Genomic DNA, 16,275 nt, shown 5'->3' on the forward strand with positions numbered 1-16,275 from the left:
TTTCTAGATATCAATGTGAGCATCCGTAATGCGCTTTGCATTAAATTGTCTAATTATTCCATCAACAAATGGTTGTCCTGTTCAGGAATAATTAACTCTTGTCTAAGAGGTAATTCGCGTGCCAGCTCTTGCAAAGCACGGCGGTATACCCCGCGTTTAAAATGAATCACTTGTCCTAGTGGATACCAGTAACTGACCCACTGCCAGTGATCAAATTCAGGTTTACCCGCATCAAAGCGGATGTGTTGCGCGTTCGGCTCATCTAAGCGCAGCAAAAACCATTTTTGTTTTTGCCCAATACACAGTGGATATTGCCCATGGCGCACGTAGCGCTTTGGCAGACGGTAACGTAACCAATCTTGCGTTACTGCCAATAAATCTACGTGACGAGGATATAATCCGACCTCTTCCCAGAGCTCCCGATACATTGCATCCATCGGCGTCTCCCCGCGGTCGATACCGCCTTGAGGGAACTGCCAAGCGTTGTGACCAATACGTTTCGCCCACAGTACTTGCCCCTGTGTATTTGCCAAGATGATACCGACATTGGCGCGAAAGCCGTCTGCATCTATCATGAACAAACCCTTAAAGTTGTTTAAAAATAGCTTATCTCAATAGCATAAAAATACAGCAATCATAATTATTGTTAGGTGAACGGTATATTCATACTAGTAAAACAAGCTTTATTACCATCATTAAACCAAGAAATAGACCAAATGTGTAACAGTATTTTGCTATAAAATGTTTCGTGAATTTAAACGTTAAAAATCAGTCACTTATGCAAAGGGTTTTATAGGTTTTATAAAACCTTCACTTTCATGAGCCAAGAGGAAAAGTACAGTAAGATTTAGTGATATCGTTAAAGTAATAAAATGACTTAAGTTATATGACAGATCGTCTATAAAACCTTGTTTTATCCTATGCTAAACTAACCTTGTACTGTTAGTATTCTCAAATATAAAAATATCTAAGCGTTTTAACCAAAGTTTATGAAAGGATAGCAAACAATGACAGAGTCAAAAGCGAGCGTTACCTGGCAAGAAAACAAAGCATTTATGGGTGTGTCGCCATCGGGGCATAACGTCCAAATTGATGCCGATAAAGAAAAAGGTGCCAGCCCAATGGAGTTGATACTATTAGGGTTAGGAGGTTGTGCCAGTTATGACGTTGTTGCAATTTTGCAAAAGTCTCGCCAAGACGTGACGGACGTGCGCTGTGAGTTGACGGCACAACGTGCTGAGACTGTACCAGCAGTATATACTGACATTCATATGCATTTTGTGGTCACGGGTCAAGATATCAAAGATAAGCAAGTTGAAAAGGCCATTCAATTGTCAGCAGAGAAGTACTGCTCTGCCAGTCGAATGTTGGTACAGGGCGGGGTAAATGTTACTCATGATTTTGAAGTCATTGCAGGGTAAAGGTAGAGACAATTATGAGTGCATTATTTGGGTTAATACCTGATACCGCTGCCGCTGCAATTTGGGCAATGGTGGTTGCAAGTTTGCTTCCACTAGCCATGGCGCTGATAGCAAAAGCTGTTGGTGGCTTTAAATTGGCTGACAATGCACATCCACGTGATTTTTTGCAACGTACGACAGGAGCAGCAGCACGTGCCAATGCAGCCCAGCAAAACAGCTATGAGACCTTACCTGTCTTTTTGGCAGCAGTCTTGGTTGCGATGTTATTCTTTGTGCCGCAATCGATTATCAATACCTTAGCATGGCTTTACGTGCTGATTCGTATTGGTTATGGCATGGCTTATGTTGCCAATTTATCAATGTTTCGTTCAGTGCTTTGGGTATTGTCAATAATATGCTGTTTGATGTTATTTTATCTTGCAATCCGAATTAGCATTTAATTTTTAGCCAATTTCTATTAGCTATGCAGTTATCTAAGCTGTTTTATCTTTGTAAAAAGTTATACAGTTATTGAACAGATAAATGGCTAATTATGACTGCGTACTCGACTGTAACGCAGCTATAATAGCAGCTTTACTTTTTTCTCGTTTGACCTTTTCCCACAGTGTCTGTGCTTCACTATAGCCTTTAGTGAGCATACCAAGCCACTGCTTATAACGGCCAACTAATACAAGGTCGTTTTTGGCTTGACCTTTCAAAAACTGAATCTGATTCGTAATTAAATCTTCCCACAATAAGGTTGTGCTACTTTCTAGATTCTGCTGATGGCCATGATCAATCTGTGCAATCAGATCTGGACGAGTAACAGCGCCGCGTCCTAACATAAGATGTGTTGTCCCTGACTGCACCATACAGCGTTGCGATTGTTCCACGTTCCAAATCTCGCCATTGGCAATGACTGGAATACTAAGTTTATTAAATGCTTTAATCTTGTCCCAATAAGCAGGTGGCTTATAACCTTGAGTTTTGGTACGCGCGTGAATAGTAAGCCAGTCTGCACCGCTATCGCTAATCGCCCCGCGAATATCATCCATACGACTGGTATCAGTATAGCCCAATCGAATCTTGGCAGAGACTGGAATGTGAGTAGGCACTGCCCGCCGTACCGCACTGATAATCTCATACATGACTTCTGGCTCATCCAATAGCACAGAGCCGCCTCGGTGATTGTTGACCGTCTTGGCAGGACAACCAAAGTTGATATCGATAGCAGGTGCGCCAAGCGTGCAGGCAAACGCTGCATTCTCAGCCATCAGCTGTGCTTCACTACCTAATAGTTGTACATGGATAGGGGTACCCGAGGCGGTCTTGGCATTATGATGCAATTCTGGGACATATTTATAAAACACGTGCGCTGGCAAGAGATGCTGGGTGATGCGAATAAACTCACTGACTGACCAATCATAAGGACGACCCAAATCTGACGCAATTTGAGTTAAGATTTGCCGCATTAACGGATCGGTCAGCCCTTCCATAGGCGCAAGGAGGCGGACGGGTTGTTTAAAAAATTGCTGCTTAATTTCCATAAATTACTTTTTTGCCAGTCTGTAATCCTGATATTAAATCTTGAATATTATGTACATCTAAGTTGGCCTGCGCGCGCGTACAAGCGACGTAAAGTAAACGCAATTCTTCAGGATTAATTTTCACGCCATTGGTTGTGACATCATAATAAAAGTCATCATCGAGCTGAACGCGCGACCACTCAAGTCCCTTCGCTTTGTGCGCGGTTGAGATCACATAATCAGCATTTTCAATACTGGTCAAGCTATTGACTGCTTGACTTAAAACATTGGTGCCGTGATCATCGACCAGTTTCACCAAAGTTTTAAGATCGCTACCTTCGTTGGTTTCAGAGTACTCTTGCACGTCGCCCCAATGATAAAAATAAGCCAGTTCAGGGACACCATAAGCTGATTTACCGTTTTTTAGATTTTCGGCAGCTTGGCAGAACTTGAGCATACGGTCAGTATCAGCCTGTAGCGCAACGCGATGTCCGAGTTTAAGCCCAGTTAGTAGTTGCGCCATAGCGGCGGCGTTGGTCCGGCAAAGGATGGCATCTTTTTTACTGTGTACCATGCCTTTTTCAGTAGATGAGTGTTTGTCTGGGTTGCCCTTGAGAGGCACATCTTCTTGTAGTGCCTTTAATAAGGTATTGGCCACTTCTGCAATCGGTTCACCAAAGCGAAAGGATTGGGTCAACAACGTTTGCGGTAATGGTAGCTTTTTCATCGCATTGACTGCACCGCGCCACTCATAAATCTGCTGATGGGCGTCACCAACATAAATGACTTGCTTTGATTGCTGAGTCAAAATGCCCATCATCAATGGGTCGGCATCTTGCGCTTCATCGAATAAAATGAAGTCAGCAGGTATGCTTGGCTTAGACAACGCCCATAATTTTAGATAGATATCATGACCGATACCGGCAGGATGGCGCGCATCGATAGACTGTAACCAGCGTTGTTCGACAGCAGGGTAGAGCATCTCACGCAGCTGTTCGGCGTCAGACTCATCGAGCCAGCTTGGAAATAAAATATGTCTTGGCGCCGGGTAGCTTGCATGAGTACTACAAAAATTGCTGATCGCGTCACTCACGAAACGCGCTAATCTGGCGGGCGTTAGTGTAATATATTTATTAATCCCATCCATTTGGCGCCGTACCTGTACTGGCTGCAAACCCAAATCGTCACCGAGGCGTTTGGGTGAAAAGCGCGGTAAAGATAGCTTGGCTGTTATATCACGAGCAACATGCCGATAAGCAAGCGAATGAAAGGTGCGGCAGTCCACATGACCTGGGAATTTTTGCCGTGCATCATTGGCAATGGCTTTATTGAATGCTAGGTATAAGCCGCGTCCCCGCAGGCGCTCACCGATAAGCTTTAACGTGGTGGTTTTACCAGCACCTGCATAGGCGACTACTTTAAATGACTTGTGATCCATCGCCATATTAAGCGCGCTGAGCTGCTCATCAGTGGGATCGCTCATATAAGCTGGCATAGATGCGGACATAAAAAGGCTACCTAAAATGCAAAAAATGATTAAGAACAACTGGGGTAAAAAAAACCACTGGATATTACCAATGGCTGGCTGGCAATTTAGTGATCATAACAAATGAAAAGAGCTACGTATGAAGGGAAAATGGATAACTGAGGTAGTGTCGGTTTAATTTAAGTCAGACACGCTGCCAGATTTACTCAGTTTGCTAACTGTCGTGTTTAAAGACGTATATTATCGAATCTAAAGACATATGTTTTAAACGGTACGCCTTTAAAAATAACACTGCCAAGCTAGTCATTATCAGATGTTAGGGCCGCGTTTTTGTCTTCTTTAATCAATATTTTGGCCAACAATAAACCAAGCTCAAACAGCAACCACATGGGGATTGCTAACATCAGCATAGACACCCCATCCGGCGGTGTTACCACTGCTGCAATGGCAAAGCAACCAACGATGATATAGCGGCGCTTATCTTCTAAACCCTGAATGGAGACAATGCCAACCAATATCAATAGCAAGGTGACTACAGGAATCTCAAACGTTAAGCCAAATACCATGAATAGTTTGAGCGCAAAACTCAAATAACTGTCGATATCAGTCATCGGTAATACGTTTTGCGGCGCAAACACGATAAAGAACTTTAAAACACCTTTAAGCACAATGAAGTAAGAGAAGGCGACACCAGCATAAAATAAAAAGATAGACGATGTCAGCACTGGTATAGCGATTCTTTTCTCTTTTTTATACAAACCTGGAGCGACAAACGACCAAATTTGATAAAGAATATAAGGCATCGCTACGAAGGCGGCAACGAACACAGTTAGGCGTATCGGCGCCATAAAGTTGGAAGTGATATCTGTCGCAATCATGGTCGAATTAACTGGTAGCTGCGCGACCAATGGATCTGATAGAAAGTTATATAGCTCGCGTGAAAACCCAACCAATGCCAAAAATATAACTAATATCGCCACGCAGATTTTGATTAAATGGCGACGCAGCTCTATCAAATGCTCTGTGATGGGCATATCGACAAGCTTGCTCACTATATCATCAGGATTGTCATCGAGCGATTCATTTGGCTGATCTAATGAGCTGTCTTCAATTGCCGCTATTTTCTCTTTGCGACTCTTTTGTCGTTTAAACAAACTCATTTGGGTGCCTCGCGTTTTGATAACGAGAGGGGAGTAGTTGAACCGTCTTGATCTGTATTATAGGCAGAAGAGTTTTGTGACGCATGCCTTTCTGATTGCTCAAATTCATCCTCATCAAATTCAGACTCCCAATACTCATCAATAGGTGGCATTTTTTCATCTAAATCATGATGTGAAAAACTCGAATGTGAAAAGTCGTCATGCAACAGATGGTCTGCTTCATAGTTCGGTAGATAGGGCGGTGCAGGTAGGCGACGTGACTGATCATAATCACTAAGACGAAACCACATCTTTTCCCATGGTTTGGTAATAAAGCGCGGCGGTGTATTGCTAGAAGCGTCTAAGGAGTCTTTAGTGTTGTTAGCAGTCTGATCAAAGCTTCCATCAACCGACTCTGTAACTTTGTATGGATCAGATGAAGACACATCAGATGAGTAGTTTGACAAACGATCTTGCTCATAGTCATAAGCAAATTCAGCTGGCATGTCTGAGTCTGAGAACAAGCCTTCCTCCGACATATGCATCATATGTTCATCATAGTCGTCTTCGAAGGACTCATCATTTGAGTTGTAGCTATTTGGATTATTGATAGCATCCATGCTTTGGTGCTGCGAATATTCAAAATCTTGCATACTACCACGCAATTCTGCCATTTCGCGCTTCATGTCCGCTTCAGTTTGGCGGATTTTAGCAAGTTCATCCTGCATTTGTTTGCGTGTCTCAGCCAAGTCAAGCTCAGCTTCAATTTCAGACTGCAGGGTTGAGACTGTACGGCGCAGCTTAGCGTACCATTGTCCAGCAGTACGTGCAGCCTGAGGTAACTTTTCAGGGCCAAGCACGATTAAGGCAATGACACCAAACAAGAGTAGTTCAGAAAATCCAATATCAAACATAATTGTCAAATATAGTCATAAATATACTATTCAGTGACGTTATTTATAAATAACATCTCTTATACTTTATGTTCATCATTAGAGGTGGTAGGGCTGATTTCTACATCATCAACCTTAGTACCAGTCTGTGAATTTGCTGAAGTAGTCGATTGAGTATTTGAGCTGGCATCGTGATCGAGTACACGGCGTTTACGCGCCTGTTCTGTCTCTTCGTCCTTGACAGCTTCTTTAAAGCCCTTTACTGCGCCGCCCAGATCTTTACCAGCGTTTCTAAGCTTGGAGGTGCCAAATACGACAACCACTACAACCAACAAAATTAGCCAATGGGTGATGGAAAAACTGCCCATAACGGTATCCTTATATCTTAATGAGACCAATATATCTTGTATTGTCTTACATTTATTACTTGCACAATAAACTGTTATTGCCAAATAAGAAGCAAGTTATTAAAGATACATTATAACGCGCACTGACAATAAAAAGTTGAAAACAACAATAATTACACAAGCTTATTTCAATTAAAGCTATCTTGCTGCTTTCTCATCAATACCCGAAAGTCCAAAACGTCGTCCCAGCTCGTTCAATACAGCATCAGATTCGATATCGAACCACGCCAGTCCTACTAATGTATGAAACCACACATCAGCCACTTCATAAATAAGCTCATGTCGCGCAGCGTTGTACTGTGTCTCATCTGTAAGCTGATCACAATTAGCGAAGTCCTTGGCAGCAATGATACTCTCAGTCGTCTCTTCACCCACTTTTTCTAGTATCTTGTTAAGTCCGCGAGCATATAAACTTGCTACATAAGAGCTGTCTGCAGATGCTTGTTTACGTTCAGCTAACACACGATCAAGCTGGCGCAATATTGCAGTCTGAGTCTCTTGGCTTGATAAACCATTCATATTAGAAACAGTATTTTTATGAGCAGTGCTTTTTACATTGCTATTAGTATTTTTATTTGACTGATAAATATCAGCAGGATCCTTTAATACAGCATCGACTGTTTGCCAGACGGGCTCTGCACCTGTCATGTCTAAACGCTGATAAAAACAAGACTCACGTCCAGTATGACAAGCGATACCACCGATTTGAGTGACGCTTAACACGATGACATCGGCATCACAGTCCAAGCGAATATCGTGTACCTGCTGAGTGTGCCCTGACGTTTCACCTTTATGCCACAGCTGATTACGCGAGCGCGAAAAATAGACTGCAGTTTGCGTTTTTGCCGTCAGCTGTAAGGACTCAGCGTTCATCCACGCCATCATTAGGATGCGTCCTGTCTCATAATCTTGAGCGATTGCAGGAATCAGGCCATCAGTATTGAATTTTATAGAGGTTAGCCAGTTAGGTGTGGTCATAATCTATCTTCTTATAGTTATAGACGTTTAGGTTGATAGAGAAATGGCAAGCATAAGGGTTATAAGGCTCACGTAATCGACGCCATTATAGCTCAAATGATGCTTGTTGGTTTAGTGCCTCTTTAATATCATTATTAAAAACTATACTTCTATTGGAGCGATAATCATACTGAACAAAAGATTTGCGGGCTTTTGCTACTAGTGAGCCATCATACATACGTGTCACTTTGATAGCCATCTCGCCATCCTTATCAGATATGTGCTCTATACCGACTTCAAATAGTAGCTCTTCACGAGCGCGTACACGACTAATAACGTTCAGCTGTAAATTGCTAACAATCAAACCTTGGCATTCTGCATTGATCTCTTTGATACCTTTAGAGTACAAAAACCTCGCCCTTGCCTCGGCCAATAATGCGATGAGTGATTCTAACGTTAGATGCTGCCCAACATCAATCTCTGTGTTACGGACACGCATAACTGTCTCAAAGACGAATACTCTATCATCAAACTCTAACTCACGGTCTATCAACGTTATCTCCTACATAAGTTTTCATAACGTCTGAGACGCCATTGTCATCAATAAAACATAGCTTAAGCAGACATTCAATCAATTTAGGAATAAGCGGTAGTATTATTTTACTAACTGCTTTAATTATGAGCAAGATTGAACATTTAAAGGCCTTTTCACCAAAGCGATGCTTGACATCTTATGCTGGTCTTATAACGTTACTTATTGTTGCAAAGCTGATGGATCTATAAAGAGGTAACCTTTGCAAACGATAGGTTGAATCATGCTGTTAAAACTTTATTTGGCAAAATCGTGACACTTCTGCTAAAATAGCGCCTCCCACCTCGAGGCAAATAAAGGTTTAGTGGTTGTTTTTGAAACCACTATATATAACCGACTATTTGACGACCAGGTTCTATTAAAGACAAAGAGGCAACTCATCATGAAAGTTAAGATGAAAACCAGAAGCGGTGCCGCTAAACGCTTCAAAAGAACAGCGAACGGCTTTAAGCGTAAGCAAGCCTTCAAAAGCCATATCTTGACCAAGAAATCAGCTAAGCGTATTCGCCAACTGCGTGGTCTAAAGATGGTGGACAAGTCTGACGAAGCAGCAGTTCGTCGTATGTGCCCATACATCTAATAGCCTATTGTCATCTGTTTTATTAAATATTTGACTTTGCAATTTGACAGCGATGTCTATCATTTATAGACATCGTGATTCGTTTAATAATGATTAAAATCTTGGAGTAATTTATGGCCCGTGTAAAACGTGGTGTACAGGCAAATCGCCGTCACAAAAAAATCTTAAAGCGTGCTAAAGGCTACTACGGTGCCCGTTCACGTGTTTATCGCGTAGCGGTACAAGCAGTGACCAAAGCTGGTCAATACGCTTATCGTGACCGTCGCAACAAAAAACGTACTTTCCGTCGTCTTTGGATTGCACGTATCAATGCTGGTGCACGCTTAAACGGTTTGAGCTATAGCCGTCTTATCAATGGCTTGAAAAAAGCAAACATCGCAATCGATCGTCGCGTACTTGCTGACATCGCTATGCATGATGCAGTCGCTTTCACAGCCTTGGTTGAAAAAGCAAAAGCGGAATTGGCCTAAGTATTAGTCATCCTTTAGGTTTGACGCTTTTTTAAGCAAATATCTATATGGATAGGACTAATATCAATTAATAGTACGATATTAATAAAAGCTACCGCTGGTCGGTGGCTTTTTTTATATTAACTATTTTAACTGTCTACATATTCAAGCCATTTATATAACGAGCCTTGGTATTGAAAATACTAGGTAAATGATTTGCAATATTTGGTCAAACCCCTACAATTACATACCATCAATAATCCGTTTAAATCAGGAATAATACGTCTTATGACTACCCCTGCTGCCACCAACGATTTGTCGGCGCTACCGACCTTGTCCTCAGAGCTTAGCGAGCTAAATGAGACTCAGCTACATGAGTTTACCAGTGCTGCTGAAGCCTTAATTCTACAAGTAACCGATGCGCGTACCTTACAAGACTTACGTGTTCAGCTAACGGGCAAAAAAAGCGCGCTGACAGGTTGGTCAAAGCAGATGGGTAAGCTTGGCCCCGATGACAAAAAAACCTATGGCGCCTGGTTACACAGCGTGCGTAGCCGTATCGGGCAAGCATTGACGGATCAGCAGCAGCAGTTAGAGGTGGCGGCGCTTAACGCTAAACTTGCAAGTGAAAGTATCGATATTACCTTGCCAGCACGTGGTGGTCAAAAAGGCCATCTACATCCAGTGACGATGATTACTCAGCGCATGCAACAGTATTTTGTGCAAGCAGGTTTTAACGTGGCGACCGGACCTGAAGTTGAGAGCGACTACTATAATTTTGAAGCGCTCAATATTCCATCACATCACCCTGCACGTGCGATGCATGATACGTTCTACTTTGATGCGCACTATCTATTACGTACACATACCAGTCCCGTGCAAATTCGTACCATGGAAAAAAGTGCGCCACCGATTCGTATCATTTGTCCAGGTCGCGTGTATCGTAATGACTCGGACCAAACCCATTCGCCGATGTTTCATCAGTTAGAAGGGCTTATGGTTACCGAGTCAAGCACCTTCGCTGAGCTAAAAGGCTTGATTAGTGAGTTCTTAGAAGCGTTCTTTGCCAAAGAGTTGACCGTTCGTTTTCGTCCGTCATTCTTCCCATTTACTGAGCCTTCTGCTGAAGTAGATATCCTTGATGATAATGGCAAATGGCTTGAGGTCATGGGCTGCGGCATGGTGCATCCACAAGTGCTGACCAACTGCGGTATTGATAGCGATAAATACACGGGCTTTGCTTTTGGCATGGGTATTGAGCGCTTTGCGATGTTGTATTACGGTATCGATGATTTGCGCCTATTTTTCCAAAACGACGTACGCTTCTTAAAACAGTTTGGCTAGATTTGGATTGTAATAAAAATACGCCTACCTTTATTCTAAAATCTTTACTATGAAATTTTGATCCGAGATATTTATGAAAATTAGCGAACAGTGGCTACGTCAATGGGTGAACCCCAACAATACCAGTGAGCAATTGGCTGAACAGTTGACCATGGCAGGGCTTGAGATTGATGATCGTTTTGCAGTTGCGCGCGCCTTTAGTGGTGTGGTGGTTGGTGAAGTCATCAGTGTCGAGCAACATCCTGATGCCGACAAACTACGCGTCACACAGGTCAATATCGGTGAAGCTGAACCGTTACAAATCGTCTGCGGTGCGCCCAATGTCACAGTCGGTATGAAAGCGCCCGTGGCAACCGTTGGTGCTGTGTTACCTAGTGATGACTCAAAAGGCTTTAAAATTAAAAACGGCAACCTTCGCGGTGTTGCCTCAAACGGCATGCTTTGCGGTGCCTCCGAGATTGATTTGACTGATAGCATCGATGGTTTGCTTGAACTGCCAGCTGATGCACCAATCGGCACTGATATCCGCGACTATCTAGGTTTAGACAATCAAATACTAGATATCTCTATCACGCCAAACCGTGGCGATTGCTTTAGCGTACGCGGCATTGCTCGTGAGATATCAGTCATCAACGACTTGCCGATGCAGCAGCCAGAGATTGCGACCAACGCTGTAACTGATGATGGCGCAAACGTTGCGGCAAGTGTAGAAGCAGTAGAGGCTTGCCCGCGTTATTTATTGCAGGCGATTAGCAATATCGATCGCAGTATCGATACGCCAAAGTGGATGCAGGATGCCTTGATTCAGTCAGGCTTACGTTCGCATAACTTTTTGGTGGACGTCACCAACTATGTGTTGATGGAGCTTGGCCAGCCGTTACATGCATTTGATGCCGATACCATCAAAGGTGATATTGTAGTGCGTTTGGCACAGCCTAAAGAAACGCTGATATTGCTTAACGAGCAAACCATTACCTTAACGGGCGATGAGTTAGTCATTGCTGATAATGAAGGCGTGCTGGCTCTTGCTGGGATTATGGGCGGTAAGCGTAGTAGTGTGACCGACAGCACAACCAATATCGTATTAGAGAGTGCGTTTTTTAATCCACTCGCCATCGCTGCTCGTGCGCGCCGTTTTGGCTTACATACCGATGCCTCACAGCGTTTTGAGCGCGGTGTAGACTTTGCGCTGCCAGAGTTGGCATTGGCCCGTGCTTGTGACTTGCTTACCAGTGTCACAGGCTCGCAGGCCGGTCAAGTTATAAAAACAGAAAGTAGCGAGCACTTGCCAGCCCGTGCACCTATTACGCTACCGCTGACAAAGATTTTTGATGTCATCGGTATCGACATTGAACCTGCGGTAATGGTACGTATCTTAACTCAGTTAGGGTTTTGGGTAGAGCAGCAAGCAGACGCACTTGTTTGTACGCCGCCATCGTATCGCTTCGATATGAGCATTAAAGAGGACCTCATCGAAGAGATCGCGCGTATCTATGGCTATGATAATATTCCAAGTGTCCTACCTCATTTGCAAGTCAGTATGGATTATGATGATACTGCCGATTTGACGCATGAGATGAAGCTAGCATTAGTCGATAATGGCTATATGGAAGCAATTAGCTTTAGCTTTAGCGATGCTAAGCTTGAGACGCTACTTGATGATGAGGCGTTAGGGGAGGTATTAGCACTGGCCAATCCCATCTCTAGTGATTTGGCAGTGATGCGCCGTACGTTGCTCTCAAGCTTGTTGCCTTGTGTACAATATAACCTAAACCGTCAGCAGCCGCGTGTACGTTTTTTTGAGACAGGTCTTAGCTTTGTTGGGCAAAGCATCAATGACTTGGTGCAGACGCCAAGTATCGCTTTGGTAGCAGTCGGTGATATCTGGGATGAACAAGCCTACCAAAACCGCGCCTTAGACTTTTATGATCTCAAGCATGATATCGAACAGCTGTTACCAGCTCAGATTGATCCTGCGCGTGTTCGCTATGAGCGTAGCGCGCTGGCCTTTTTGCACCCAGGTCAAAGCGCCAAACTCTATATCGACGATATTTATATCGGCTGGTTGGGTCAGCTGCATCCTAGCACTGCTAAACAGTTAGACATGCCTATGACTTGGGTTGCACAATTATCGCTTGCACCATTGTTAGACTTGGCTCGTGAGCAGCAAGTTATCGCTACCCCAAGTAAATTTCCACAAGTGCGCCGTGATATTGCTATTTTGGTAGATAGTGACATCAGCTTGCAAACGCTAGAGTCGACAATACGTAAAGCTGCAGGTACGTTACTGACTAATCTATGGTTGTTTGATGTTTATCAAGGGGACAAAGTGCCAGCAGGTCAGCGTTCGTTAGCCTTTGCTTTAGTATGGCAAGATAATATTCAGACTCTATCTGATGAAGTAGTAAAAATAGCAACGGATAAAGTTATTGAATCATTAGTTCAACAACATAGTGCTCAATTACGCGATAGTTAACTATATTTAGCTAAGTGACTATTAATAAAGAGATTTATTTCGAGATTTGTTAAAAATAGAGTAAAAATACTTTATAATACCTACACTTGAATTAAAGACTCGGTGATTTAATGATTGTAATCAGTGAGTCATTTATCTTTATATAGTAGTCATACCGCTAAACCATGATACCCGATATCTCGACATAGCATAGGAGTCGTACTTGTGAGTACCTTAACCAAATCTGACATGATCGAGCATTTGATGAATCATCTTAACTTGACAAGACAAGAAGGACGCTGTCTGGTTGAGAACTTTTTTGATGAGTTGTCAGATAGTTTGATTGAAGGCAAAGAAGTCAAGCTTTCAGGCTTTGGCAATTTTGAGCTTAAAGATAAAAACAGCCGTCCAGGTCGTAACCCTAAAACTGGAGAGCCTGTTGCAGTATCTGCGCGCCGTGTAGTGACGTTTAAAACTGGGCAAAAATTCCGTCAACAAGTTGATCAGCATCTATTTGATCAATAATATTAAGTTTAATGACTGAGTTTGAGGATGATGAGTGAAAGAGTGGATAGTCACTCTTATGTGGTCATACTGAAGGTTAAATATTTATAATTTTAATTAATTTATTATTGAAAAGTATAAATATCATGCATAAAAAAAGAGAGCATCGGCTCTCTTTTTTTATTAGTATATTCTATTATATGAGTAGCAAAAATTACTGAGCTGGCTCTTCAACAACTACAACTTCGTCAGCAGCATCAACAGCAGCAGTATCAGTTTCGCTAGCTACGTCCATGCTAGTAGTATCGCCGTCTACAGGAACTTCAGCGTCCATTTCGTCAGTAGCAGTTGCAGCTTGTGCTTCAGCAATGTCAGCTTCGGCATCGGCAGCAGCAGCTTCGGCATCAGCAGGAACAGCTTCGCCTTCAGCATCAGCTTCGTTAAGCTCTTCTTGTGCGTCTTGAACTTCTTCTTGTGCATCAGATAAGTCTTCAGCAGCGTTTTCTGTGCTGCTGTCGCAAGCAGTTAAGCCCATAGAAGCAGTCATGATACCAGCAAGAGCAAGTAATTTAAGTTTCATAAGATAATCTCCGTAAAATAAAATGAGCAGTAGCCACAACAAAAGGTTGAACGTTCGAATTATTTCGAAAGTCAACTAATACTAAGTGCAGCTACTCAGCTTTCACGCATTCTATATGTTTTCTTTTCAAATGAGAAGAGAATGTACAATTAAGTAACAATAAAATAGTGAAGAAACTTGGGCAATGTCACTTTGATATAATTTTTAATACAACTTACAAAAGTGTTTTCCGTATAATTAATTGAAACATAGAATAATAAACAACTAATAGATAAATTTTGTAACTAAGGTTAAGGAGTCGTAAAATTCTTTGTTAGCGATAAAAGAATGTAACAGACTGGTTTTACATATATTATTCGTTGTTCGATTATTCAAGAGATGGGCAGACAAACAGTGAAAAAATCATATCAAGAAAGAATATTTTTAATAAAATCTATATTAATAATTAGGTAATAATATTAATTATCTAAAAGATAGGTTCTGAAAGAAGTATAATTTTTGACTTATCAATAGTGATAGTTGTAATCATAACAATATTTATCATAAATTTAGGGGATGTATTATGAAATGGCGAGGCAGACGAGGGAGCTCTAACGTTCGTACCAGTAGTGGCGGTGGAAAAATGATCGGTGGCGGTATTGGCGGCATCATTATAGCTGGTATCTTGTGGTTAGTTTTTGGCGTAAATCCAATGACTGCTCTACAGACTGGTCAAGTGATAACAGGTGGTGGTACCAGTACCTCAACTGAACCAGCCACAAGTGACGATCGTGATACACAGTTTGTTAAGGTAGTACTGGCTGACACAGAAGAGGTTTGGCATCAAGTATTTAATGAAGGTGGTCAAACTTACCAAGAGCCTTCACTTATCCTCTTTAATGGTCAAGTAAGCTCAGCTTGTGGTAGTGCTACTGCTGCTACAGGTCCTTTCTACTGCCCAAGCGACCAGACTGTCTATTTAGATACATCATTTTTTGCAGAAATGCGCCAAAATCTTGGCATCTCTGGAGATCAGCAAGGCTCAGGTGATGATGAAAACCAAGGTAGAGCTGGCGATTTTGCACAGGCTTATGTCATATCGCATGAAGTAGGTCATCACGTACAGACATTGCTTGGTATCACTCAGCAAGTCAATGAAGCAAGTCGTCAGGTGACTCGCACGCAGGCTAACAAGCTTTCTGTATTACAAGAATTGCAGGCCGATTGCTTTGCAGGGGTTTGGGCGCAGCGCAACCAACAGCGTGTACAATTTTTGGAGTCAGGTGATATTGATGAAGCAATCAACGCTGCAAGTCAAATCGGTGATGATCGTCTTGCGCGTGCAAGCGGTCGTGCAGTGACACCAGACAGCTTTACTCATGGCACCAGTCAACAACGTGTGCAATGGTTCACGCGCGGTTTGGAGAGTGGTAATGTACAATCATGTGATACCTTTAGTGGTGCTTTATAATTAATGACAATGTAAAAGCTTATTTATAATAGACAACAAACAATAAAAGGCCTGCAATATCAATTGCAGGCCTTTTATAAAATTAACTCATATCTTATAAATTAAATACATTTTAAATAAAAAATATTCAAAACATAGAATAGAGAAAATAACGACTTATTTATTATCTGCTGTTTTCAAGGATATACGCACCAGCACCACCAACAGCTGCACCACCAAGTGCACCACGAGCGATATCTTTACTATCACCACCACTTCTAATAAGTGCACCAGCCGCAGCGCCTGCAGCTGCACCTTTAGCGGTATTACTGACACCGCTATTATATCCACCATATCCACCAGTTGAGTTGCAACCAGTCATGATCAAAGCTGAACTTGCAATAGCAGTCATCGCGATAGATTTAGCAAATTTCATATTATCACCTATTAAATAATCAAAATTAAAAAGTATATTATGTAAAGCTTATTTATACTGTAGTTAATAATATACTCATAATATTTATATAGTCGTAG

Annotated in this window: 18 protein-coding genes; 8 read left to right on the forward strand and 10 right to left on the reverse strand. The window is 42.2% G+C overall.

Features of this window, described 5'->3' with window-relative positions; genetic code table 11:
* Positions 1-53 precede the first annotated feature (53 nt).
* Complete coding sequence (locus tag ACS8FC_RS08815) at positions 54-575, reverse strand: RNA pyrophosphohydrolase (RefSeq protein ID WP_068038310.1); 522 nt, start codon at positions 573-575, stop codon at positions 54-56.
* Positions 576-1,007: 432 nt separating this feature from the next.
* Between ACS8FC_RS08815 and ACS8FC_RS08820 the strand changes: the two genes are divergently transcribed.
* Together ACS8FC_RS08820 and ACS8FC_RS08825 are read left to right on the forward strand one after the other, a co-directional pair.
* Entirely contained in the window at positions 1,008-1,421 is a 414-nt protein-coding gene (locus ACS8FC_RS08820) for an OsmC family protein (protein ID WP_439296499.1), read from the forward strand.
* A gap of 14 nt (positions 1,422-1,435) precedes the next feature.
* Entirely contained in the window at positions 1,436-1,861 is a 426-nt protein-coding gene (locus tag ACS8FC_RS08825; protein WP_439296500.1) for an MAPEG family protein, read from the forward strand.
* A 90-nt stretch (positions 1,862-1,951) separates the two neighbouring features.
* Here the strand turns inward: ACS8FC_RS08825 and ACS8FC_RS08830 are convergent, their stop codons facing one another.
* The 7 genes from ACS8FC_RS08830 to ACS8FC_RS08860 form a co-directional block, all read right to left on the reverse strand.
* Positions 1,952-2,947 carry a tRNA dihydrouridine synthase gene (locus ACS8FC_RS08830; RefSeq protein WP_439296501.1) on the reverse strand — a complete coding sequence of 332 codons (996 nt, stop codon included), beginning with the start codon at positions 2,945-2,947 and terminating at the stop codon, positions 1,952-1,954.
* Positions 2,937-4,433, reverse strand: a complete 1,497-nt coding sequence (locus ACS8FC_RS08835) for a UvrD-helicase domain-containing protein (protein WP_299221011.1) — start codon at positions 4,431-4,433, stop codon at positions 2,937-2,939. The genes ACS8FC_RS08830 and ACS8FC_RS08835 overlap by 11 nt, the downstream gene beginning before the upstream one ends.
* Before the next feature lie 278 nt (positions 4,434-4,711).
* Positions 4,712-5,572, reverse strand: a complete 861-nt coding sequence (gene tatC, locus ACS8FC_RS08840; RefSeq protein ID WP_439296502.1) for a twin-arginine translocase subunit TatC — start codon at positions 5,570-5,572, stop codon at positions 4,712-4,714.
* The gene (gene tatB, locus ACS8FC_RS08845; RefSeq protein ID WP_439296526.1) at positions 5,569-6,465 is read right to left on the reverse strand and encodes a Sec-independent protein translocase protein TatB; all 897 of its coding nucleotides are present in this window, start codon (positions 6,463-6,465) and stop codon (positions 5,569-5,571) included. The genes tatC and tatB overlap by 4 nt, the downstream gene beginning before the upstream one ends.
* 59 nt (positions 6,466-6,524) lie before the next feature.
* Positions 6,525-6,812, reverse strand: a complete 288-nt coding sequence (tatA, locus tag ACS8FC_RS08850) for a Sec-independent protein translocase subunit TatA (protein WP_439296503.1) — start codon at positions 6,810-6,812, stop codon at positions 6,525-6,527.
* A 177-nt stretch (positions 6,813-6,989) separates the two neighbouring features.
* Positions 6,990-7,829 (reverse strand): phosphoribosyl-AMP cyclohydrolase, encoded by an 840-nt coding sequence (gene hisI / locus ACS8FC_RS08855; protein ID WP_439296504.1) that lies wholly within the window; start codon positions 7,827-7,829, stop codon positions 6,990-6,992.
* Between the two features lie 85 nt (positions 7,830-7,914).
* Positions 7,915-8,361, reverse strand: a complete 447-nt coding sequence (locus ACS8FC_RS08860) for an acyl-CoA thioesterase (RefSeq protein ID WP_299220998.1) — start codon at positions 8,359-8,361, stop codon at positions 7,915-7,917.
* Positions 8,362-8,782: 421 nt separating this feature from the next.
* On the opposite strand from ACS8FC_RS08860, the gene rpmI reads away from it, so the two are divergent.
* The 5 genes from rpmI (at position 8,783) to ACS8FC_RS08885 (ending at position 13,753) form a co-directional block, all read left to right on the forward strand.
* Positions 8,783-8,980 (forward strand): 50S ribosomal protein L35, encoded by a 198-nt coding sequence (rpmI, locus tag ACS8FC_RS08865; protein ID WP_058369592.1) that lies wholly within the window; start codon positions 8,783-8,785, stop codon positions 8,978-8,980.
* A 113-nt stretch (positions 8,981-9,093) separates the two neighbouring features.
* Complete coding sequence (rplT, locus tag ACS8FC_RS08870) at positions 9,094-9,450, forward strand: 50S ribosomal protein L20 (RefSeq protein WP_299220996.1); 357 nt, start codon at positions 9,094-9,096, stop codon at positions 9,448-9,450.
* A 267-nt stretch (positions 9,451-9,717) separates the two neighbouring features.
* On the forward strand, positions 9,718-10,773 hold the full coding sequence (pheS, locus tag ACS8FC_RS08875) for a phenylalanine--tRNA ligase subunit alpha (RefSeq protein ID WP_439263122.1): 1,056 nt from the start codon (positions 9,718-9,720) through the stop codon (positions 10,771-10,773).
* Between the two features lie 73 nt (positions 10,774-10,846).
* Positions 10,847-13,249: a phenylalanine--tRNA ligase subunit beta gene (gene pheT, locus ACS8FC_RS08880; RefSeq protein WP_439296505.1), complete on the forward strand. Its 2,403-nt coding sequence runs from the start codon at positions 10,847-10,849 to the stop codon at positions 13,247-13,249.
* A gap of 204 nt (positions 13,250-13,453) precedes the next feature.
* Positions 13,454-13,753 carry an integration host factor subunit alpha gene (locus tag ACS8FC_RS08885; protein ID WP_299220987.1) on the forward strand — a complete coding sequence of 100 codons (300 nt, stop codon included), beginning with the start codon at positions 13,454-13,456 and terminating at the stop codon, positions 13,751-13,753.
* Between the two features lie 193 nt (positions 13,754-13,946).
* Here the strand turns inward: ACS8FC_RS08885 and ACS8FC_RS08890 are convergent, their stop codons facing one another.
* Positions 13,947-14,312 (reverse strand): hypothetical protein, encoded by a 366-nt coding sequence (locus tag ACS8FC_RS08890; RefSeq protein ID WP_439263125.1) that lies wholly within the window; start codon positions 14,310-14,312, stop codon positions 13,947-13,949.
* Positions 14,313-14,874: 562 nt separating this feature from the next.
* Between ACS8FC_RS08890 and ypfJ the strand changes: the two genes are divergently transcribed.
* Positions 14,875-15,762, forward strand: a complete 888-nt coding sequence (ypfJ, locus tag ACS8FC_RS08895; protein WP_439263126.1) for a KPN_02809 family neutral zinc metallopeptidase — start codon at positions 14,875-14,877, stop codon at positions 15,760-15,762.
* Between the two features lie 163 nt (positions 15,763-15,925).
* Here ypfJ and ACS8FC_RS08900 read toward each other — a convergent pair whose 3' ends face one another.
* Complete coding sequence (locus ACS8FC_RS08900; protein ID WP_299220979.1) at positions 15,926-16,177, reverse strand: hypothetical protein; 252 nt, start codon at positions 16,175-16,177, stop codon at positions 15,926-15,928.
* Between the last annotated feature and the right edge of the window lie 98 nt (positions 16,178-16,275).

The sequence above is a fragment of the Psychrobacter sp. 1Y4 genome (genome assembly GCF_051847555.1).